The sequence below is a fragment of the Gottfriedia solisilvae genome (assembly GCF_002128405.1).
GTDB lineage: Bacteria > Bacillota > Bacilli > Bacillales > Bacillaceae_G > Gottfriedia > Gottfriedia solisilvae.
Genome location: NZ_NETJ01000012.1, coordinates 1 through 22,876, shown reverse-complemented (window position 1 = coordinate 22,876; position 22,876 = coordinate 1). Strand labels below are relative to the sequence as shown.

Below are 22,876 nucleotides of genomic sequence, written 5' to 3'. Positions count from 1 at the left end.
AGGGAAAACTAATCATGATTAGTAAGCATAATAATAGACTAATTTGGATTTCTTGGGCAGTCCTAATGCCAATCATTTTTTATTATGCTCACGTGGTTAGTCCTCTTGGTCAAATAGAAAAAGCGAGCTTTTTTATCATCTTCTGCTTATTTTTAGTAGTTGCAAATATGCCAATTCAAATAAATGATGCTACTTTTTCATTTATATTAGGTATTTCTATATTAGTTTTTTTAAAGTATGGTCTCTTTGCAGAATTACTAATAACCCAAATGGGATATGCATTTCTATATATAAGATTAAGTCTTACGAGGAAAACATTATATCGGATGCCTCTTAATTCTTTAATGTTTGCTATATGTTCCGTTGGAAGTGCGATATTTTACAAACTATTTGGTGGAACAATCGGATTTAGTGGAACAAGCGAAATGATTAATAATTTAGTTCCATTATTGATTTACACATTAGTATCTTTTTGGATCAATCAAATCATTTTATATGTAATCACTATAAAATTATTTAAAAAAGATGCGAAAATGTTTAATCGTGAGTTTAGATGGGATCTTTTCATCAGCTTACTAATGTACCCTATTGGTATCAGCTTATATTTAATGTTAGAAACAAAAGGTTATTTAACATTATTTTATATCGCAATTTATTATATTATTTTAATGGTCATACTTAATTCTTTATCATCAGCGTTAAATATGAATAAATATTTAAAACAAACGATGAATATAAGCCAAAAAATGACGCAAAGAATGGAAGAAGATAATGTTATAGATGAGTTTTTCGATCAATTAACAAATCTAATTCCAGTAACTTTTGGAACCTTATATTTAATGAATGATGATCAATTAAAATTAAAACGTTTTTTTCAAAATAATGCTGAAGAAAAAGATTATAATAAACCCATCATCAATAATTCGTTTCAAGGGTCTATTACTGAAAAAGTGTTCTCAGAGAAAAAAGAATTTATATTTAACCGAAGATCACAATGGTTCACAAATGACCATAAGAAATATATAAATGCAGAAAGTTTACTTTCAATACCCATTATTAAAAATAAGCAAGTGATAGGTGTGCTAACGCTTGCTTCTGAACAGAAAAATGCTTACAAACGATATCAAGTTGTTATGGTCGAAATCCTAGCATTATACCTTGCAATTGCAATTGAAAATGCTCGTTTTTATTTAGAAACAAAAATGAAAAGTGAAACAGATTCTTTGACTGGATTATATAATTTTCAATATCTAGAAGCATTGATCAAAAGTGAATTTGTTCGTTTAAAGACTTTTGAAATCAAATCTATATCTTTGTTATTAATGGATTTAGATCATTTTAAAAGAGTAAATGATCTTTATGGTCATCAAGCTGGAAATGAAGTTTTATATGAGGTTGCACAAAGAATTAAAAGTATAGTCCAAAAAAAAGGAATTGTTGCTCGTTTTGGTGGCGAAGAATTTTCTGTACTACTTGTTAATTATGATGAGAACGAAACATTCTTAATCGCTGAAGAAATTAGGACAAGCCTAGAGAATATTCCATTTTTTGTAACAGATCACATGAAAAATGAAAATCAAAAAATAAAATTAACGATAACAGCTAGTATCGGTGCTGCAATTGCGCCGAATGTTGCGAATGAGCCTACTGATTTAATTCGTTGTGCGGATCGTGCAATGTATTCAGATGCGAAAAATGCTGGAAGAAATAAAGTAGCATTATATAGTAAGTAGAAACTGTCTCCCATGAGAGACAGTTTCTTTTTTGTATAAAAGTTTAAGCGAAATTTGTAGAGCGATACATCGTTGTTCTCGACAAATGTCGGCTAGTTTTTTTGATTTTGTATGTTAGTATTCTGTTACGTTATAAAATAAAATATTAGGAGGATTCAAATGGACAAGTCCTCAAAAATATCGATTAAAATTAACGGAGAGGAAAAAGAATATGAAGAAGATGTTGTGAATCCCCATGAAAAAGTAGAAGAAAAAACCGAATTTCAATGGGTACTTCCAACACCTGACGGGTTAGGAAAAAAAGTAATAGTCTTAGATGATGTGAAAAAGAAAAAGAATCCAAAGAAAAAGCCGAAAATGAAAAAGGAAAAAAGAAAAATTCCTTTTTTTCTTAATAATTCTTCTTACAAAAGTATCATTATCTCAATTATTAGTGCGAGCCTGATTGGCTTATGTTTTGGATTTGTATTTTTAAGTATATTTAAACAATCTAAATCAGAACAACAAAGTCCAGACGTAGTCACTGTCGCTCCGACACAAGTTCAGATGAATATTCCTGCCATTTCCTTTGATTTAGCACAAGTTGGTATGTTTAAAAATATGGATTCTGCTCAGAAAAATGTAGAAGAAATAGCTGAGCAGGGTTACGAAGCAGTCATTTATGAAAAAAATGAAGCTTTTTTCGTAGTGATCGCATTGAGTGGAAAAGAAAGTACATTTCTTAAAGATGAGGTTAAGAAGAAACTAGACAGTGCTTATTTAAAAGAAGAATCGATAGGTGGAGGAGAATATACAGGTCCAAAACAATCAGTGGAAATGTACAAAGCCGAAATCGAGACTTTTGCATTTATTTTATCTTACTTAACAAGTAATAATTTTAATAATGAAAAGCAGTTAGAGCAAATTAACTCTACGTTATTAATCTTAAATAATCAAAAAGACCTAATTAAAAATCAACAATTACTGACAGGGTTAAAACATTTACAAAATATAGAAAAAGAATTGACAAATAGTGAAGGTAAAAGTCTAAATCAAGTTACACAAAATGTTCAAAAAGATGTATTAGGCTTATTTAAGTTATTAAAGGAACAAAAAAATACACTAACAAATTAATTGTTAGTGTATTTTTTATTACAGTAATATAACAATAGTAGGGGAGGAGAAAAGGGAAAATGAAAGAATTTTAATCTTTTTAATAAAAAATGATGAGTTGCAATTGTTATAGATAGAACAAGTACTGTAAATAAATCTGTTTAAAATTAATCCGCTTACAAATGAAAAATGAATTTTTTATGTTTAGGGTATTTTAATAAATAGCAATTCTTTCATTTTTATTACATTTTATTAACGAATAAAAGTCGAAAAGTGTTTTTTACTAATTTGTGTTATAGTGGGTATCTAGGTAGGATGGAGTTGTATCCTTCCTTTTAAAAACAAATAATAGGTGAATGAAATGAAAAAACTTATATTAGCCTCTGCATCTCCTCGAAGAAAAGAACTACTAAGTATGTTAAATATTCCATTTATCATTGAAACTAGTGATGTTGAAGAAGTAATGGAGCAACACTTGCATTCTTCGGAATTGGTAATGAAGTTAGCTGAGCAAAAGGCTGCAGATGTGTACAAAAAATTTCCTAATGCTATTGTAATTGGTGCTGATACAATTGTTACGTTTGCTGATCAAAAGCTGGGTAAACCTTCTTCAAAAGAGGACGCATTTGCTATGCTAAAAATGCTATCTGGAAATACCCATGAAGTATTTACAGGGGTTTCAATTATCAATGAAGGGATCACTTCCAACTTTTATCAGTGTACTAAAATCACATTTAGTGTTTTAAGTGATCAAGAAATCTTAGACTATATTGATACTAACGAACCGATGGATAAAGCGGGATCGTATGGGATTCAAGGGTTTGGTGGCACATTTGTAGAGAAAATAGACGGCGATTATTTCTCTGTAGTAGGGCTTCCTATCAATAAAGTTAAGAAAAAACTGTATGAGCTGTTTTTTTAATTAGGCAAATGAGGTGGTTATTTGCAAAATTCTCTACTTATTAGAGATTTTCCAAAAGATGACCGTCCGAGAGAACGGTTAATTAAAGAGGGTCCGAGTAGCTTGTCCACCCAAGAATTACTTGCTATTGTATTAAGAACTGGGACTAAAAATGAATCTGTTTTACAAATTTCTAACCAATTATTGCATAAATTTGATGGACTTCGATTTTTAATGAATGCTTCGATCGAAGAAATTTCAAATATAAATGGCATCGGTGAGGCAAAAGCTACACAATTATTAGCAGCTTTCGAATTAGGTAAGAGAATCAATAGATTACAGTTTGAAGAGAGATTTGTGATAAAAAGTCCTGATGATTGTGCTAAATTTATGATGGATGAAATGAGATTTCTTGAACAAGAGCATTTTATTTGTTTATATTTAAATACAAAAAATCAAATTATTGCCCGCGAAACTATTTTTAAAGGTAGTTTAAATGCTTCAATAGTACATCCACGAGAAGTCTTTAAAGAAGCTTTTAGAAGATCAGCTAGCTCAATAATTTGTTTACACAATCATCCAAGTGGAGACCCTACACCAAGTAGAGAAGATATAGAAGTCACAAAACGATTAGTTGAATGTGGAAAAATAATTGGAATTGAATTACTAGACCACATCATTATTGGTGAACATAAGTATGTCAGTTTAAAAGAAAAAGGTTATGTTTAGGGTGTTCATTAAGTACTAATTGTTTTATAATGTAAGTTATGGATAAAAACCTGTTATTTACTAACGATAAGAAAATATAATTAGATACATTAAATATAATGAAAAGTTGTACGTTTTAGAAAGGAAGATACATATGTTAGGATTAGGCGGATTTACACGTGATTTAGGAATAGACTTAGGTACTGCCAATACTTTAGTTTTTGTAAAAGGAAAAGGGATTGTAGTAAGAGAACCATCAGTAGTTGCATTGCAAACAGATACAAAGCAAATTGTTGCTGTAGGTAAAGATGCGAAAAATATGATTGGTCGTACACCAGGAAATGTAGTTGCTACAAGACCAATGAAAGATGGCGTAATAGCTGACTTTGAAACGACTGCTACGATGATGAAGCATTACATCCATCAAGCACAAAAAAGTAACGGATTCTTCTCACGTAAACCTTATGTAATGGTATGTGTACCATCAGGGATTACGGCAGTTGAAAAGAGAGCGGTAATCGACGCTACAAGACAAGCAGGTGCACGTGATGCGTTCTTGATTGAGGAGCCTTTTGCAGCTGCAATTGGAGCTAATCTGCCTGTAATGGAACCAACTGGTAGCATGGTTGTAGATATCGGTGGAGGGACAACTGAAGTTGCGATTATTTCTTTAGGTGGTATCGTTACTAGTCAATCGATTCGTACTGCTGGAGATGATATGGACGATGCGATTATGCAGTACATTAAGAAAAATTATAATTTAGCGATCGGTGAGCGTACAGCAGAGCAATTAAAGCTTGAAATTGGTTCGGCAATTAAAACAGAAAATGGAGAAAAAATGGATATTCGCGGAAGAGATTTAATTTCCGGTTTACCAAAAACAATTACTATTTATGGTGAAGAAATTGCTAGCGCATTAAGTGATACGGTAACAGCAATTGTTGAATCTGTAAAAAATACATTAGAAAAAACTCCACCTGAATTGGCAGCTGATATCATTGACCGTGGTATTGTGTTAACAGGCGGCGGTGCGCTTCTTCGTAATCTTGATAAAGTTATTAGTCAAGAAACAAATATGCCAGTAATAGTTGCAGAAGATCCACTTGATTGTGTTGCAATTGGTACAGGTAAAGCGTTAGACAATATTGATATTTTCAAAAAGAATTATTCTTCAAATTACAGATAATATTATTTTGAATAAAAATGTATCTTGTCTAAAGTGAGTAATTAAATAATAAGAAAAAGTAATTAGTAATATGTGTAATCCTCACTGTCTCTGGTGAGGATTATACGCATGAAATCTTTTAAAAATGAAGCTGAATTGCTATAAGAGGGTGTCAGGATGCCACAATTTTTTCAAAATAAACGTTTAATGATTGTCTTGGCTGCTATTATATTATTGGTGGCACTTCTAGGTTATTCATTAAGAAATAACAGAAACCTTTCTATTCCCGAGCAGTTTATTAAAGATACAGTAAGTTTGACTGAAAAAGTATTTAATAAACCCGCACAATATATTGCGGGTTTATTTAATAATATTTCGGATTTGAAAGATACATATAAAGAAAATCAAATACTAAAGAGTAAACTTGATAAATATGTAGAGCTATCTGTTCGGGAGAAGGAACTTGAAAAAGAAAATAAAGAATTAAAAGATCTGATTGGTTATACAAAGGACCTAAGTGATTACGAATCAATTCAAGCAACAGTAACTATTAGAGATCCTGATAAATGGCAGCAGATTATTACCATTGATAAGGGTTCAACTAATGGTGTTGAAAAAGAGATGGCGGTTGTTACAGCAAAAGGATTAATTGGTAAGGTTAAAAACGTTTCAAAATTCTCTTCTACTGTCCAATTACTAAGTGCATCTGATCGAACAAATCGTATTTCTGCAAAAATTCAACAGAAAAATACAGTATTTGGTTTAATTGAAGGTTACGATGTTGAAAAACAAACACTATTGTTTAAACGAATCCCTTCTAATGCAAAAGTTAAAAAAGGACAAACTGTGGTGACTTCTGGTCTTGGCGGAGTTTTTCCGAAAACTTTAGTCATCGGGAAGGTTGAAGAAGTTGAACCAGATGAACATGGATTAACTCAGACTGCTTATATTAAGCCACAAGCAGATTTTAATGATATTAACCATGTCATTGTCGTAAAACGCACCATTGACGTACAGGAAGGAGAGTAGAAAGTAGATGAGTAAGTATGTTTTACCTCTTCTTCTATCACTTCTTTTCATATTAGAAAATATTTATGTTTCAAACGTGTCCCCAACACTATTAGGTGAAAAGGGAATTATCGTACCTCATTTTCTGTTTTTCGGATTATTATTTATGACATTATATTATAATCCGAAGAAAGCACTTGTATATGGTGTTATATTTGGCGTAATCTATGATATTGCGTACACAGAAATAATTGGAATATATTTAGCGGCTTTTCCTTTATTTATATTTTTAATAAGCCAAGCAATGAAAATACTTTATGCTAATTTATTTATTAGAAGCATTTTAGTTCTGATATGGACAATTGCTTTAGAATACTTAGTTTATGGATTAAATATTCTATTTGGATATACAAATATGTTAAATAGTTACTTCATAAATCATCGATTATTTCCGACATTATTACTGAATGCACTCTTTATATTAATTTTTGCATTTCCTCTGTCATCATTATTAAGAACAATTAGTGAAAATAATGAGGAAAAATAAAGGATTTTTTGAGTGCATGTCGAATTATACATTCGGGGTGAACACTTATCATGGAACAGAGGCAACAATATGTTACAATAAAAGGAACAAAAGATGGTCTAACACTGCACCTCGATGATACATGTTCTTTTCAGATTTTAGTAGATGAAATTGAAGAAAGACTGTCTACCCACTTGTTTGAGAGCAATGATCGTCCATTAATTGCAGTCCGATTAAAGATTGGAAATCGCTTCTTATCTCCCGAACAAGATGAAATAATACGATCTATCGTTCGTAAAAAGAACAATCTTGTTGTTGAATCAATCGACAGTAATGTTGTTTCGAAACAAGAAGCGATGGAATGGTTAAAAAGAGAAGAAATCGTTCCTATTTGCAGAATGGTACGATCTGGTCAAGTTCTCCAAGTAAAAGGTGATCTACTGTTAATCGGTGATGTTAATCCGGGTGGAACTGTTATTGCAGGTGGCAATATCTTTATTATGGGTGCGCTTCGAGGGACTGCTCATGCTGGATTTAATGGCAATAATGAGGCAGTTATTGCAGCGTCTATAATGAAACCAATGCAGTTGAGAATTTGCAGCATAATGAACAGAGCACCAGATCATTATGGTGAAGAAGGCAATGAAATGGAATGTGCATACATAAATGAAGATAACCATATCATTGTCGATCGAATTCAATTTCTCACTCATCTTAGACCTAGTTTGACAAGGTTAGAAAGGGGCATGATGTAACTGTGGGAGAGGCTATAGTAATTACATCTGGTAAAGGTGGAGTTGGTAAAACAACGACATCAGCAAATTTAGGAACAGCTTTAGCAATGTTTGGTAAAAAAGTATGTTTAATTGACACCGATATTGGCCTACGAAACTTAGACGTTGTCATGGGCTTAGAAAACCGAATCGTTTATGATTTAGTTGACGTTGTAGAAGGTCGTTGTAAAACGCATCAAGCATTAATCAAAGACAAACGCTTTGAGTGCTTATACTTATTACCGGCTGCTCAAACGAGTGATAAAACTGCTGTTACTCCTGAACAAATGAAAGTGTTAGTTGATGAACTGAAAAAAGACTATGATTATATATTGATAGACTGTCCTGCTGGAATTGAGCAAGGATATAAAAATGCAGTTGCTGGAGCAGATAAAGCGATTGTTGTCACAACGCCAGAAATTTCTTCAGTTAGAGATGCAGACCGTATTATCGGATTATTAGAACAAGAGGATATCGAACCTCCTAAACTAGTAATCAATCGTATCAGAAGCCATATGATGGAAAATGGTGATAGCTTGGATGTAGATGATATTACTTCTACACTAGCTGTTGATTTAATTGGAATTGTTCAAGACGATGAGAATGTAATTAAAGCTACTAATAGTGGTGAACCAGTCGCGATGAATCCAAATTCTAAAGCTTCAATTGCTTATAGAAATATTGCAAGAAGAGTGTTAGGTGAGTCAGTGCCATTACAATCATTAGAAGCTGAAAAGAGTTTGTTCTTTAAAGTTAAAAAATTATTCGGAATCCGTTAACACTTCGTTATTCTAACGAAGTGTTTTTCTTTTTACTCATAAGTTGTCCACCATTTTCATATAGTTTAATTAACAAGACTGTGAAAAGAGGTGACACTTTGAGTAAACGCGTAGATGATATTCGAAAAAGAATTGCTAAACGACGTGAACAAGAGGATAAATGGGGTCATCCAAATCAATTGATGACAAAATTCCCTCTAAATGAAGCACAAACTACCGAAAATGGGTATACGTATTCTTATGATGATTTAGTTGAACAGCAAGGTAAAAAAGTAATGAATCATTCTACTTTTTTGTTTAGAAGTTTATTAAGTGCCGTTATTGTTCTAGGGTTAGCAATCGTCTTAAAAGGTAATTCATCAATTTCTACTGAAGTAAGAAATGGACTATCAAAGGTGTATAACAGCGAATTTCAATTTGCATCAATACAAAAGTGGTATGAAGATCGGTTCGGATCTCCTATTGCCTTCTTACCTCAAATAAATAAGAAAAATGAAACGGTTGATAGTGTAGACTATGGTGTCCCAGCTAGTGGGAAAGTACTACAAAGCTTTAAAACGGACGGACAAGGTATTTTAATCCAAACTGAACTAAATCAAAAGGTAGAGGCTATTGAAGGTGGAAATGTAATTTTTGTTGGGGAAAAGGATGATTTGGGACAAACGGTGATTGTGCAACATGCGGATGGATCTGAATCTTGGTACGGAAAATTAAGTTCAACAAATGTTAAGTATATGGAAAGAGTCGATAGTAAAAAGGTTTTAGGTACTGTGACTCCTGATGAAGAAGGTAATTTTGGAACGTATTACTTTGCAATCAAAATGGGTGAAAAATTTATTGACCCGAAAAAGGTGATATCTTTTGAATAAATGGATAAAACTTGCTTCAAAGATTACACTACATCCACTTTATTTATTAATTGCATGTATTGGTATTTTAACTGCAAATTTTTGGTCGGTTTTATTTATTACGATTATTATCTTCTGTCATGAATTAGGACACGCAATCGCAGCAACTAGTTTTAATTGGAGAATTAACAAAATTACATTATTACCATTTGGCGGGGTTGTGGATTTAGATGAACATGGAAATCGACCGATTTTAGAAGAGTTCATTGTGACAATATCAGGTCCAATACAACATGTAACATTATTTGTAATCGCAAAGTTTTTATTTGAAATGAATTTTATTCCTGAAAATTTATATTCACTTTTTATCGGGTATAATGTGAGCATTTTGTGCTTTAATTTATTACCAATTTGGCCTTTAGATGGTGGGAAATTTATGAATCAGTTGTTTTCTTTAATTTTCCCATTTGTGAAGGCGCATTTGTATAGTCTTTATTCGTCATTTCTATTTTTATCAATTGCTACAGTTTTGACGTTAGTGATTCAACCGATTAATATAACCATTTGGGCTTGTTTGTTGTTTTTATATATTTCTTTATGGATTGAGTGGAAGAATAGGCATTTTGTTGCAATTCGTTTTCTGATGGAGCGTTTTTATGGAAATGAACAGTATATCCAGAAAATCAAATCTATATCATTGACGAAGGAGACAAAGCTTTTTCAGGTGTTTTCTAATTTCCATAAGGGGTATAAGTATAATGTTGTTTTTAATGTTGATAAGAGAAATCAACAGATGCTTGATGAGAATGAGTTATTGCATGCTTATTTTACGGAGAAAAAAGCAACTTATTCTTTGGAAGAGCTGATTAGTTAAATTTAAATCTTATGGGAAGAAATGTGTGAAATGGCAACTAATAGTTGCCATTTTTTTTATGAAGAAGTATCTCTTTGATTTCCACTGCAGGATGCTCGCTTTCCATGGGGCGGGCGCTGAGCCTCCTCGGCGCATTCGCGCCTGTGGGGTCTCAGCTGTCCCGCAGTTCCCATAGGAGTCGAGCATCCTTCCGTTGCAATCATTTTCTGATATGAGAGTCCTTAATTTTAAGAACAAAAACCGAAAGATAAAAAACGTATGAAGTTATTGATTATGTTGATTTCCAATAAAGGATGTTCGCTTTCTATGTGGCAGAAGCTGAGTCTTAGATGTCTCACAAATCTCAAAGGGGGAGAACATCCTATAGTAAATATAAATATCATTTTCTAATAAAGGCATGATTTTTAATTAGAAAACTTAGAAAAAAAGTATATTGATACTCCTTTAAATGTGTTGAACCTGTTCCCATTTTCTTAATCAAATAAACCAAGCTAACTTAATTATCTTACCAATAGTCAGAACCTGTCACTTAATTTAAGTGGCTTTTTTATTTGTTCTTTTCAAAGATTGTTGCTTTTTGAAAAAAAAAACTAACGCATTCTTGATAGCAACAATATATACGAAAACAGCTTTTTGAATTCTCTAAAATCCTTTTAATGGCATTACTTCCAATTGTATTTGAATCATCAAATTGCGAATACCGACACTTGATATAGAGATAATAACTAATGCAATAGGCTATAACTTTTTAAAGAATATGATTTGTGAGAGGACATGATTATGAGCAGAAAAATTTATCTTATATTAACTAGTGTATTTTTATCTTCTGTGATTTTAATGGGTTGTAATGCAAATGATGATCGAGATGATGTAAATCGAAGAAACATGAATACTCCTGTAAATTACGAAAACGATATGAATGATGTGGATTTAAATAATGATGATGTATATAGAGACAATGATTTAAGAAATAATGGTTTAAGAAATGATATTAGGGATAATGATATGAATGCACCTGGGGTAGATGAAGACGATAATATCCTGCGTGATGATGAGAATGATAATGACCCTGATCCAGAAGACATTGTAGAAGATCCAAAAGATATGATTGATAATGATAAACGCGATGAGTAATTAGAAAGAAAAACACCACAAGTTTGTGGTGTTTTTTCTTGTGGATTGTATCTTAACTAGCTTTTTCTAAAAGGAATGAATAAAATGAAAAGTATTATAGAAAGTTAGGAAGATGAAATTGAAGAAAGTCATTATGAATGTTAAACATTCAGAAAAAAGAATAGCGGTAGTTGAAGATAATCAGTTGGTTGAGTGGTTTTCATCAGCTGATACAAGTTCATTTGTGGGTAATATTTATATTGGTCAAGTTCAAGATGTATTGCCTAAGTTAAATGCGATATTTGTTGATGTTGGTTTAGCTAAAAATGGATTTATGAGATATGAAGATACGATTGAAGGTAAAGAAAATCCGGATCAATCTGGCGAAGTCCTACGAAAAACATTTCAAAAAGGTCAGTATATTCTTGTTCAAGTCATTAAGGATGCCTTTGATGAAAAAGGACCGAAGCTTACAAATAATCTAGAATTCTCTGGTGATTATGTTGTTTATTTTCCACTTACGAAACAGGTTGCGGTTTCAAATAAAATAAAAAAAGAAGCAGCTCGTAATAAGTTCTATTTTTTAGGAAGAGAGAACACTAGTGGATCTGAAGGGGTAATATTTAGATCTTCGAGTGAACATGCGAGTGATGAAGAGATCTTGAACGAGTTAGGTCACTTTCAAACAATTTATTCTTCATATGCAAAGCAAGTATCAAAAAAAGTGACTTGTGTGTGGGAAGCAAATTCATTGTATACGAAATTTTTTAAGCTTCACCCAGCAAATACAATTAACGAAATCATTGTGGATGACTTAGTTTCAATAAAAAATTATCTGCCTATGACATTACCCACTTCAGTTTACAAAGGAAAAGAAAATATTTTTGTCGCTTATCAAATTGAAGAACAAATCGAAAAGTCATATAAATCAATTGTTTGGTTAAAAAATGGTTCTTTTTTAATTATGGAGCAAACTGAGGCAATGACTGTTATTGATGTGAATACTGGTAAATTCAGTGGTAAACAAAATAGAGAAGAGACAATATTTCAGACAAACCAATTGGCTGCAGTAGAAATCGCACGTCAGTTGAGGCTAAGAGATATTGGTGGTATGGTCATAATTGACTTTATTAATATGCCTTCAACAGAAAAACAGAAAAAAATATCTGATTTGTTACGGGAAGCATTTCAAAATGATCGAGCATTTACGAAGTTGTTTGGTTTTACAAATCTAGGATTATTTGAACTAACGAGAAAGCGCACGACTCATTCACATATCGAAGCTACTCATCAAAAGTGTTTAGTATGCAATGGGACGGGACTAATAAAAAGTGCAGAGCAAATTGCTTTTGAATTGGAAAGAGAGCTGTGGGAAACATCGTCAAGCGAATATGAAGCAATTCTTGTTGAATGTGATCGAGATGTGGCAAATTACATAAACGGGGAAAATAATCAACATATCAAGAGACTTGAAAAAGCGTTATATATGAATATCTATCTAAAGATTACAGCTTCTAAAGTTCATTACTATGAGATTGTCAGAGTAGGTTCAGAAAAAGACGTGAAAAGCTATTTATAATAGGTTTATCAGCGGAATAGTTGTTGACATGAACTATTCGCTCGTGGTAACATCATAATGTTATTGTTTGTAGCGCACCCGTGCTACAACCGCTCATAGCAGGTATTAAATGCTTTTTGCATGCCTGTCATTGGCGAGTCTTAGACTATTTGAGGAGGTGCAATTATGTACGCAATTATTGAAACTGGTGGAAAACAAATCAAAGTTGAAGAAGGTCAAGCAATCTACATTGAAAAGCTTGATACAAACGCAGGTGACACTGTTACATTCGACAAAGTTTTATTCGTAGGTGGCGAAAGCATCAAAGTTGGTAGCCCAACTGTTGAAGGAGCTACTGTAACTGCTAAAGTTGAAAAGAACGGTAAAGCTAAAAAGATTCTTGTATTCAAATACAAATCTAAAAAGAACTACCGTCGTAAGCAAGGTCATCGTCAACCTTACACTAAAGTTGTTATCGAAAAAATCAACGCTTAATTATAAGTAATGACTAATATAACAATTGAACGTTTACAAGATGGACGTATTTGTTCCTTTATCATAAGTGGACATGCATTTTTTTCTGAATACGGTACAGACATTGTTTGTGCAGGTATTTCAGCTGTTTCTATCGGAACAGTAAATGCACTGGAAGCTCTTTGTAACATTGACGCAGAATCTTTTACGCATATTGATGAAAAACAAGGAATCTTGAAATATCAATTGCCAATGAATTTGACCAATGAAGAAATGCAAAAAGCGCAACTTATCCTTGAGGCGATGCTTGTATCTTTACAATCGATCGCAACAAGTTACGGTGATTATGTCACTATAAACGAGTAAAACAGGAGGTGTAACCATGTTAAAATTAAATCTTCAGTTATTTGCTTCTAAAAAGGGAGTAGGTAGTACAAAAAACGGTCGTGACTCAATGTCGAAACGTCTTGGTGCGAAACGTGCTGATGGACAATTCGTAACTGGTGGTTCAATTCTTTACCGTCAACGCGGCACTAAGATTTACCCAGGTGTAAATGTTGGTCGTGGTGGAGATGACACATTATTTGCGAAAGTTGATGGCGTTGTTAAATTCGAACGTTTAGGCCGTGACCGCAAACAAGTAAGTGTATACCCTGTAGCTCAAGAAGCTTAAGAAACTAACTTAGAAACTCTAACCTTTTAGGTTAGAGTTTTTCTGTACATTTGACATATTTTCAAACTTTTGCTTTTTAGAAAAGCAACCTCTAAACAATATGCTCCAAATAACTCGAGCATTTTTAAACAAGATAAACAACGGCTTAACATAATAAGTGATTTATCAAATGCCGAGTTTTCTTTATATGATCACCTTCTTATATACCAAAAAAGTAAACCAATAGGAGAAGTACAATGCAGGGAAAATGGGACGTTCTTGAGGTATTAAGACATTCACGTCATGATTGGTTAAATCGAATTCAATTAATTAAAGGTTATTTGGCTACAGGTCAAAAGGATATGCTAGAAGAAACGATGACAAAAATCATTGCGGATTCCTTGAACGAAGCTAAAATATGTTCTTTACAAATTCCAGCTTTTGCTGAATTTATTATTACATATAATTGGAAACCTCGGACAATTGTACTAGATTATGAAATTTTAGGAGATCCTTGTTCTCTTAAAAATTTAGATGAAATGATGACAGATTGGATTCGAAATTTTTTAAGCAAACTAGAATCATGGGTACATATTTATGAGGAGAATTATGTTAGCTTAACAATTGAAATAAATGATGAAACAGTTTGTTTCTTTTTTGACTTCAGAGGTAAACTAACAAGGAAAGAAGAAATGCTAAAATGGATTGTTTCGTCTTCAAGTGATCATTCAAAGATTCAAATGATGTCATATTTTTGTGAAACAGAAGAATGCAGTATAGAATTTAAAATGGAAAAATAAAGAGTGGTGGATTTATGTTTATTGATCAAGTCAAGATATATGTAAAAGGTGGAGACGGCGGTAACGGAATGGTTGCTTTCCGTCGTGAAAAGTATGTTCCTAAAGGTGGTCCTGCTGGAGGCGATGGTGGTAAAGGTGCCAATGTAGTTTTCAGAGTAGATGAAGGACTAAGAACATTAATGGATTTCCGTTATAAGCGTCATTTTAAGGCAGATCGTGGACAACACGGTATGTCTAAAAATCAACATGGTAAAAACGCTGAGGATATGATTGTAAAGGTACCACCTGGAACGATCGTAACTGATGCTGATACTGGTGAATTAATTGCCGACCTTACAATGGATGGCCAAACAGCTGTCATTGCAAGAGGAGGACGTGGCGGAAGAGGAAACAGTCGTTTTGCTTCTCCAGCAAATCCTGCACCTGAGATTGCTGAAAATGGTGAGCCAGGTAAAGAGCGTAACATTCAGCTTGAGTTAAAGGTATTAGCCGATGTTGGATTAGTTGGATTTCCAAGTGTTGGAAAATCGACTTTATTATCAGTAGTAAGTTCTGCAAGACCAAAAATTGCTGAGTATCATTTTACAACAATTGTTCCAAATCTTGGTGTTGTTGAAACAGATGATAATCGTAGTTTTGTTATGGCAGACTTACCTGGATTAATTGAAGGAGCTCACCAAGGTGTTGGTTTAGGTCATCAATTCCTACGTCATATTGAGAGAACTCGTGTTATTGTACATGTAATTGATATGTCTGGTCTTGAAGGTCGCGACCCTTATGATGATTACTTAACAATTAATCAAGAGCTTAAAGAATATAATTTACGTTTAACTGAGCGACCACAAGTTGTCGTTGCAAATAAAATGGATATCCCGCAAAGTGAAGAAAACTTAGCAAAATTTAAAGAGCAAGTTGGAGATGAAGTGCAAATTTTCCCAATTTCTGCAGTTACTAAACAAGGCTTACGTGAATTATTATTTACAGTTGCAGATTTAGTGGAATCTACACCAGAGTTCCCACTTCATGATGAAGAAGAAGATAAGCCATTACGTGTTCTTTACAAGTATCAAAAAGAAGAACCAACGTTTGAAATTACGCGTGAAAGTGATGGAACATTTGTAGTTAAAGGTGAGGAACTTGAAAAACTATTCAAGATGACTAACTTTGAACGCGAAGAATCTATTCGACGTTTTGCTCGTCAAATGCGAGGTATGGGTATTGATGAAGCATTACGTGAACGTGGTGCGAAAAACGGAGATATTGTTAAAATCTCTGAGTATGAATTTGAATTTATCGATTAATAAAAAAGGTAAGCAACTAGATTGCTTACCTTTTTTTTATGAGGACATATCTATCAATATTCCCTCTTTTTTCAATTCAGACAGCGCATTCTCAAGCTGCTGATCATTATCAGCTTCTATTGTATGAAGATGTATTCCATTTGTTAAGTTCGCTAGTGGTACTGAATTTGTTTCTTCCATCTTTTGAAGAAAAATTGAAATATCATATCGGTTTGTAATTTGTAATTGTGCTGTTATATAACCATATACAGGGTGTTCGACCATTACATCTTTAACTGTTATACCGTGGTCTACTAATATTTCCAATTCCTTTTTTGTTTCAGTATTAGAATGTCGACAAATTATCACTTTTTGTATTTTGTTTGACCCATTGTCAGGGTGCATATAAACATAACCTTGAGCAGTTGCCATAATAGGCTCATTTTTGGCTTTTAATAAAGTGATATCACCTACTACAACTTGCCGACTTACATTTGCTCGTTTTGCCAGGGAATTACCTGAAAGTGGACTTTTTGCTTCTTTTAACCACTGTAAGACTTTATTCCTTCTCTCTTCTCCTAAAAGTTTTTTATTCATTTTTTCAATTCCTCAGTTAGTAAATTTTGCTTCATTATTAATTTAAGAGTTGAAGCAAGTTTTGTTAAGTCTTCTTCGTTCGTGTATTTTCCAATTGAAATCCTGAAAAACTGCTTTGCTTCATGTTCACTTCTTCCAATTGCTAACATCGTTTCTGACGGTTTTTGCATACCAATAGCACACGCACTTCCAGTTGAAATAGCAAACTGATGTCTATTGCATTCTAACATAACAAATTGACCTTCTAGACCGATAATTCTCATTCCAATTATATTTGGAATACAGTCATCATCAGAACCTTCAAAACGAACTAATTTTTCAACATCTTTCAATTCATAACGAAATAATTGTCTTAATGATAAGTATCTTTGTTGATTATGATCCTTTGAATTAATAATATGTCCTACTGCTGTTACAAAAGAAGCAATAGCAGGTACGTTAACGGTACCAGGACGGATACCACTTTCATGAGAAGTTCCTGGATAAATTGGCTGACTAGTTAGTTTTGGGTTTATATAGAGTGCCCCAACACCTTTAGGACCATATAGCTTATGGCTAGAAATACTTATACTAGAAACATCGAATTCAGCAAGATTTATATCCAATTTTCCAAAAGATTGTACACAGTCACAGTGTAGCATAATATTGAATGGTTTAAATAATTTAGCAATGTCTTTAATCGGTTGAATTGCGCCTATTTCTGAGTTGACGTGTTGAAAGATCCCTAATATTGTATCATCACGAATTGCTTTTTTAATCAAATCAACTGAAACGATTCCATTTTGATTTACTGGTATATAAGTAACTTCAAAGCCTTGTTCTTCCAAAACTTTTACATAGTTACTAATTGATGAATGTTCTAAGGTAGTTGTTAAAATATGACGGCCTGGTTTTTTGGTGCTTTTTAAAAGAGTTTGTAAGCCAAGTATATTAGATTCAGTACCCCCACTTGTAAAGTAAATACTTGCTGGACTAGCGTTTAAAAAACTTGCAAGTTGTTTACGACAAGTTTCAAGTAGAAGGGATGCATTTGATCCAACGTCGTGTAAACTTCTTTCATTGCCAAAATAATGTTTAGAGGCAGATACAAATGTCTCGAGAGCTTCTTCACTCATAGGTGTTGTGGCAGAATAGTCTAAATAAATCATTTTGTAGCCCCTCTTTCTTCCATTTTAAAAAAATTTCTTGTCATTAGTTTAATTATATGTAAATATAGGTGTCAAGACAGCTTTTTTTTAAATATGATAAATTTTAAATAGATGTATATGTAAATGGGGGAGGGCAACGATGCGAAAAGCAGATGTTGTCATTATTGGCAGTGGGATAGCTGCATTAATGGCTGCTGAGGAAATTTGTCAGTCTAAAAATGTGATTCTATTCACAAAGAAAAAAATATTTGATAGTAATTCAATGCTAGCACAGGGTGGAATTGCTGCAGTTATGACTGACGATGATTCGTGGGAGTTACATCAGCAAGATACACTTGAGGCAGGTTGTTATGTAAATAATGAGAAAGCTGTAGAAGAGCTTGTAAAAAATGGAACAAAATCGATGGAAGATCTTGTTTCTTTTGGTATGAAATTCGATATGGATCCAAATGGGAAATTTCATCTAGGAAGAGAAGGCGCACATCGTAAAAATAGAATTCTTCATGCAGGTGGAGATGCAACAGGAAAACATCTTGTTGAAACGATGTATAAACGATTAAAAGATAAAATCACAATTATCGAAAATGAAATGGCGATTGATTTTATCATAAAAGATCACAAATGTGTTGGAGTCTATGCACTATCAGAAAATGGCGAGTTAAAAATGTACTATGCAAATTCAACTCTCTTGGCGACTGGCGGAATAGGCTCAATGTATCAATTCAGCTCAAATAATCAATGGATTACAGGCGATGGTATTGCAATGGCATACCGAGCAGGTTGTGAAATGGCAGACTTGGAATTTGTTCAGTTTCATCCAACAATGTTGTATATAAATGGTGAATGTAAAGGCTTAGTTTCTGAAGCAGTTCGAGGTGAAGGTGCATATTTAGTTACAAAAAACGGTCGTCGAATAATGAAGGGGATTCATCCATTTGAGGACTTGGCGCCACGTGATGTTGTCAGCAGAGCTATTTATAATGAAATGAAAAATGGTGAAGAAATATACTTATGCATTAGCTCAATTGATAACTTTGAAGAACGCTTTCCAACAATATCTTCAAATGTAAAAAGCAATGGAATTGACATAGCAGATGGATACATTCCAGTAGTTCCTGGTGCTCATTTTCATATGGGAGGCGTCAAAACGAATACAAATGGTGAAACAAATATCCCAGGATTATTTGCAGTAGGAGAAGTAGCTAGTACTGGTGTGCACGGAGCAAATCGATTAGCTAGTAACTCTCTTTTAGAAGGGATTGTATTTGGAAAAAAAGTTGCTAGATTCATAGCAAAACTGCCAAGCATGATGATTGACATGAATGTAATGAATTATGAAATACCAAGGGTAAGAACATTACCTACTAAAAATGACATTAGAGATATGATGATGAAGTATGTTGGCATCGTTAGAACAGAAGAAGGTTTAGCGAAAGTCATCAGTTATTTTACGTACTATCTAGAGTCAGTAGAGATAGAAACACATGCAATGACTTTAGAAGAATTAGAAATATACAATATGATCACAACTGGCAAGTTAGTTGCTGATGCTGCCTTAAATCGTAAAGAAAGTATTGGCTCACATTTTATCGAAATAGTAAATGAACCAGCTAACTTATAGGGGGAAAATATCTTGAATACGTTAAAAGCAAAAAAAATGATTGAGCAATTTTTATTAGAAGATATTGGTGAAGGTGATGTATCTTCAATTCATATCTTTCCAATGAAAGAACGTTCTATTGGAAGAGTTGTAGCAAAGGCAAGCGGAGTAATCTGTGGAACAGACTTAATTGAAGTTACTTATAAATTATTACATGAAGATATTAAAGTTACATGCCATGTTGCAGATGGTGAATTTGTAACACCAGGTCAGCTTATTGCTGAAGTAGAGGGTCCAGTTCAAGTTTTATTATCTGGAGAACGAGTAATGTTAAATCTATTACAAAGAATGAGCGGAATAGCGACATTAACTGCCAACGCTGTTGAAACGCTAAATGATGATCATATAAAAATCGTTGATACTAGAAAAACGATGCCTGGATTACGTTTATTTGATAAATATGCTGTTACATGTGGTGGTGGTGCAAATCACCGTTTTGGTCTATATGATGCAGTTATGCTAAAAGATAATCATATTGCATACGCAGGCTCAATTAAAAATGCAGTAGAGGCACTAAGACATAAACTTGGACATATGATTAAGATTGAAGTGGAAACTGAGAATGAAGCACAAGTTCGTGAAGCAGTAGAGGCGGGCGCAGATGTAATCATGTTTGATAACAGGACGCCAGATGAGATTAAACAATTTGTTACATTAGTACCTGAAACAATTAAAACAGAAGCTTCTGGTGGGATTACTTTAGATAATTTAGCAAGCTTTCAAAATTGTGGGGTAGATGTGATTTCGTTAGGATGTTTAACTCACTCAGTTAAAGCGTTAGATATCAGTTTTTATTTGTAAGTAATGGGGAATGGAGTGAAAAATATGAATGTATTAGATATGATTCAAAAAAATGAGGGATATCAAATTCCCGATGAATACTACACGTTATCAACTGAAGAAATGGAAAAAAGAGTTAGAGAGATAAAAGAAAGACTAGGCGAGGAATTGTTTATCCCAGGTCATCATTATCAAAAAGAAGAAGTTGTTGTGTTTTCAGATTCAACAGGTGACTCGCTTCAATTAGCTCAAGTAGCTGCAAACAATAAAAAAGCAAAGTATATTGTATTCTGTGGTGTTCACTTTATGGCGGAAACAGCGGATATATTAACTGAGGATGATCAAATTGTCATATTACCAGATATGCGTGCAGGTTGTTCCATGGCTGATATGGCCGACCATCATCAAACTGATCGTGCTTGGTTAGCATTACAAGAGCTTTTCGGAGATACGATCGTACCATTAACTTATGTCAATTCAACAGCCGCAATTAAAGCATTTGTTGGGAAAAATGATGGTGCGACAGTGACATCCTCAAATGCAAAGAAAGTAGTATCATGGGCATTTACTCAAAAGGAACGAATCTTATTTTTACCGGATCAACACTTAGGACGTAATACTGCATATGAATTGGGCGTGCCGCTAGAACATATGGCTATTTGGAATCCAATTACAGATACATTAGAGTATGATGGTGATATTCAAGATATAAAAGTAATTCTTTGGAAGGGACATTGTTCAGTACATGAAAACTTCACTGTAAAAAATATCGAGAATGTAAGAAAAAACCATCCAGATATGAGAATCATTGTGCATCCAGAATGCTCTAGAGAGGTTGTAGCTGCAAGTGATGATAATGGTTCAACTAAATATATTATTGACCAAATCGAAGCTGCACCAGCAGGAAGTAAATGGGCAATTGGTACTGAAATGAACCTAGTACAAAGAATTATAAAAAATCATCCAGACAAGGAAATTATTTCATTAAATCCTTTTATGTGTCCATGTCTAACAATGAATCGTATCGATCTACCACATTTATTATGGTCTTTAGAAAATATCGAAAAAGGCAACATTCAAAACATTATTACAGTAGATAAAGAAACTGCAAGTGATGCAATAAAAGCGCTTGATAAAATGCTGGAACTTGCCTAAGCATAATAATTCTTAGTTCATCATAAAAATCATTTAGTCATATTTGGCTAAATGATTTTTTTATAGAAAAAACTAGAAAAAAGTAAATACTTATACAAGCTTAATAATATATTTTCAAATTCCTTCAATCATAAATACAAATTTACAGACATACATTGTTGTGAGGTACTAACTGTACAATCCAACGTAGAGGCAATTGGTCAGGAGGGGAAAAGGTGAGAATTCATATAGTTCAAAAGGGCGATACCCTTTGGAGCATTGCACAAAAATATAACATCGATTACGACGAATTAGTAAAATTAAATGCGCAATTAAGCAATCCAGAAAGTATCTATCCAGGTATGAAAATTAAAGTACCTGAAAAGATGAAAGAAAAGCAGGCACCTTTAGGTTCTCAAAAAGAGGTACAGCTTTCAAAGGAACCAAAAACGAGTATTAAATTGGACGTAGATGAGAAAGAACAAGTTCAACCTGTAACAGAACAGCCAGCACCTGTTGCTGAACAACCAAAACCTGCTGTCCAACCAACAACGAAACCTGTTGATAATACATTTAATATTAATGTAGAAGTTTCGCCTACAAAAAACATAAAACCTGTCATTCAAGTACCGATTCCACCTGCGAAACCAACTGTATCTCCTGCAACAAATAATAGTAATCAACAAGTATCTCCTGTTCAAACTGGAAAGCCAAATGCGAATATACCGCAAGCTGTCATGCCAGTTGCAGATAAAAAACCAATAAATGAAAATAATTTAAAAGTGAACACCAAGGGAGGACAAAACATGTCAGAGAAAAACAACTACTTCCCAGGATCGTTAGTTTCTCCATCAACATCTAATCCAAAAGAACAAGTGTCACCAGTACAAGCGGGAAAACCAAACCAGCAAGTATCTCCTGTACAAACAGGAAAACCTAACCAACAAGTATCTCCAGTCCAAACAGGAAAACCTAACCAACAAGTATCTCCAGTCCAAACAGGAAAACCAAATCAACAAGTATCTCCTGTACAAACAGGAAAACCAAATCAACAAGTGTCACCAGTACAAACAGGTAAGCCAAATCAACAAGTATCACCAGTACAAACAGGTAAGCCAAACCAACAAGTATCTCCTATACAAACGGGAAAGCCAAATGTGCAAGTATCTCCAATACAAACAGGAAAACCAAATCAACAAGTGTCGCCAGTACAAACAGGAAAACCAAATCAACAAGTGTCACCAGTCCAAACAGGAAAACCAAATCAACAAGT

At 33.5% G+C, this 22,876-nt stretch carries 24 protein-coding genes and 1 other annotated feature; of the genes, 22 read left to right on the top strand and 2 right to left on the bottom strand.

All coding sequences use genetic code 11. From position 1 onward, the window contains the following. The first annotated feature begins 14 nt into the window (after positions 1-14). The 18 genes from CAB05_RS21370 to obgE all read left to right on the top strand — a co-directional run bounded on the left by CAB05_RS21370 (position 15) and on the right by obgE (position 16,305). Positions 15-1,733 carry a sensor domain-containing diguanylate cyclase gene (locus CAB05_RS21370; RefSeq protein WP_088004150.1) on the top strand — a complete coding sequence of 573 codons (1,719 nt, stop codon included), beginning with the start codon at positions 15-17 and terminating at the stop codon, positions 1,731-1,733. A 159-nt stretch (positions 1,734-1,892) separates the two neighbouring features. Continuing rightward, positions 1,893-2,846 carry a hypothetical protein gene (locus tag CAB05_RS21365; RefSeq protein WP_088004148.1) on the top strand — a complete coding sequence of 318 codons (954 nt, stop codon included), beginning with the start codon at positions 1,893-1,895 and terminating at the stop codon, positions 2,844-2,846. Positions 2,847-3,186: 340 nt separating this feature from the next. Beyond that, positions 3,187-3,747: a Maf family protein gene (locus CAB05_RS21360; RefSeq protein ID WP_088004146.1), complete on the top strand. Its 561-nt coding sequence runs from the start codon at positions 3,187-3,189 to the stop codon at positions 3,745-3,747. A gap of 21 nt (positions 3,748-3,768) precedes the next feature. Continuing rightward, positions 3,769-4,455, top strand: a complete 687-nt coding sequence (radC, locus tag CAB05_RS21355) for a RadC family protein (protein ID WP_088004144.1) — start codon at positions 3,769-3,771, stop codon at positions 4,453-4,455. Positions 4,456-4,588: 133 nt separating this feature from the next. Beyond that, positions 4,589-5,620, top strand: coding sequence for a rod shape-determining protein (locus CAB05_RS21350; RefSeq protein WP_088004142.1), 1,032 nt, complete (start codon positions 4,589-4,591; stop codon positions 5,618-5,620). A 156-nt stretch (positions 5,621-5,776) separates the two neighbouring features. After that, positions 5,777-6,628: a rod shape-determining protein MreC gene (mreC, locus tag CAB05_RS21345; RefSeq protein ID WP_088004140.1), complete on the top strand. Its 852-nt coding sequence runs from the start codon at positions 5,777-5,779 to the stop codon at positions 6,626-6,628. 7 nt (positions 6,629-6,635) lie between these two features. Continuing rightward, positions 6,636-7,154 carry a rod shape-determining protein MreD gene (gene mreD, locus CAB05_RS21340; protein ID WP_088004138.1) on the top strand — a complete coding sequence of 173 codons (519 nt, stop codon included), beginning with the start codon at positions 6,636-6,638 and terminating at the stop codon, positions 7,152-7,154. Positions 7,155-7,201: 47 nt separating this feature from the next. Continuing rightward, entirely contained in the window at positions 7,202-7,888 is a 687-nt protein-coding gene (gene minC / locus CAB05_RS21335; protein WP_088004136.1) for a septum site-determining protein MinC, read from the top strand. Positions 7,889-7,890: 2 nt separating this feature from the next. After that, positions 7,891-8,685 carry a septum site-determining protein MinD gene (minD, locus tag CAB05_RS21330; protein WP_088004134.1) on the top strand — a complete coding sequence of 265 codons (795 nt, stop codon included), beginning with the start codon at positions 7,891-7,893 and terminating at the stop codon, positions 8,683-8,685. Positions 8,686-8,783: 98 nt separating this feature from the next. After that, positions 8,784-9,554: a M23 family metallopeptidase gene (locus tag CAB05_RS21325; RefSeq protein WP_088004132.1), complete on the top strand. Its 771-nt coding sequence runs from the start codon at positions 8,784-8,786 to the stop codon at positions 9,552-9,554. Next, positions 9,547-10,407, top strand: a complete 861-nt coding sequence (locus CAB05_RS21320; protein WP_088004130.1) for a site-2 protease family protein — start codon at positions 9,547-9,549, stop codon at positions 10,405-10,407. The genes CAB05_RS21325 and CAB05_RS21320 overlap by 8 nt, the downstream gene beginning before the upstream one ends. Positions 10,408-11,187: 780 nt before the next feature. After that, positions 11,188-11,541 (top strand): hypothetical protein, encoded by a 354-nt coding sequence (locus CAB05_RS21315; protein WP_088004128.1) that lies wholly within the window; start codon positions 11,188-11,190, stop codon positions 11,539-11,541. A 112-nt stretch (positions 11,542-11,653) separates the two neighbouring features. After that, entirely contained in the window at positions 11,654-13,099 is a 1,446-nt protein-coding gene (locus CAB05_RS21310) for an Rne/Rng family ribonuclease (protein WP_088004126.1), read from the top strand. 77 nt (positions 13,100-13,176) lie between these two features. Then, positions 13,177-13,250: a sequence feature (ribosomal protein L21 leader region), on the top strand. Between the two features lie 14 nt (positions 13,251-13,264). Then, entirely contained in the window at positions 13,265-13,573 is a 309-nt protein-coding gene (gene rplU, locus CAB05_RS21305) for a 50S ribosomal protein L21 (protein WP_088004124.1), read from the top strand. 9 nt (positions 13,574-13,582) lie between these two features. Further along, a complete protein-coding gene (locus tag CAB05_RS21300) occupies positions 13,583-13,918 on the top strand; it encodes a ribosomal-processing cysteine protease Prp (protein ID WP_088004122.1) in 336 nt (111 codons plus the stop codon). Positions 13,919-13,934: 16 nt separating this feature from the next. Continuing rightward, entirely contained in the window at positions 13,935-14,225 is a 291-nt protein-coding gene (rpmA, locus tag CAB05_RS21295; protein ID WP_025672162.1) for a 50S ribosomal protein L27, read from the top strand. A 236-nt stretch (positions 14,226-14,461) separates the two neighbouring features. Further along, positions 14,462-15,004, top strand: coding sequence for a Spo0B C-terminal domain-containing protein (locus CAB05_RS21290; protein ID WP_088004120.1), 543 nt, complete (start codon positions 14,462-14,464; stop codon positions 15,002-15,004). 14 nt (positions 15,005-15,018) lie between these two features. After that, positions 15,019-16,305, top strand: a complete 1,287-nt coding sequence (obgE, locus tag CAB05_RS21285) for a GTPase ObgE (RefSeq protein WP_088004118.1) — start codon at positions 15,019-15,021, stop codon at positions 16,303-16,305. Positions 16,306-16,341: 36 nt separating this feature from the next. On the opposite strand, the gene CAB05_RS21280 is transcribed toward obgE, so the two are convergent. Further along, positions 16,342-16,881 carry a transcription repressor NadR gene (locus tag CAB05_RS21280; RefSeq protein ID WP_088004116.1) on the bottom strand — a complete coding sequence of 180 codons (540 nt, stop codon included), beginning with the start codon at positions 16,879-16,881 and terminating at the stop codon, positions 16,342-16,344. After that, positions 16,878-18,029, bottom strand: a complete 1,152-nt coding sequence (locus CAB05_RS21275; RefSeq protein ID WP_088004114.1) for an IscS subfamily cysteine desulfurase — start codon at positions 18,027-18,029, stop codon at positions 16,878-16,880. Before CAB05_RS21275 ends, CAB05_RS21280 begins: the two co-directional genes overlap by 4 nt. A 139-nt stretch (positions 18,030-18,168) precedes the next feature. Between CAB05_RS21275 and nadB the strand changes: the two genes are divergently transcribed. The 4 genes from nadB to CAB05_RS21255 all read left to right on the top strand — a co-directional run. Beyond that, positions 18,169-19,650, top strand: a complete 1,482-nt coding sequence (gene nadB, locus CAB05_RS21270) for an L-aspartate oxidase (RefSeq protein ID WP_088004112.1) — start codon at positions 18,169-18,171, stop codon at positions 19,648-19,650. A gap of 12 nt (positions 19,651-19,662) precedes the next feature. Then, complete coding sequence (nadC, locus tag CAB05_RS21265) at positions 19,663-20,490, top strand: carboxylating nicotinate-nucleotide diphosphorylase (protein WP_088004110.1); 828 nt, start codon at positions 19,663-19,665, stop codon at positions 20,488-20,490. 39 nt (positions 20,491-20,529) lie between these two features. After that, positions 20,530-21,624, top strand: coding sequence for a quinolinate synthase NadA (gene nadA, locus CAB05_RS21260; RefSeq protein ID WP_488168249.1), 1,095 nt, complete (start codon positions 20,530-20,532; stop codon positions 21,622-21,624). Between the two features lie 215 nt (positions 21,625-21,839). Beyond that, on the top strand, positions 21,840-22,876 hold a 1,037-nt coding region (locus tag CAB05_RS21255; protein ID WP_142283147.1), incomplete at its 3' end, for a SafA/ExsA family spore coat assembly protein.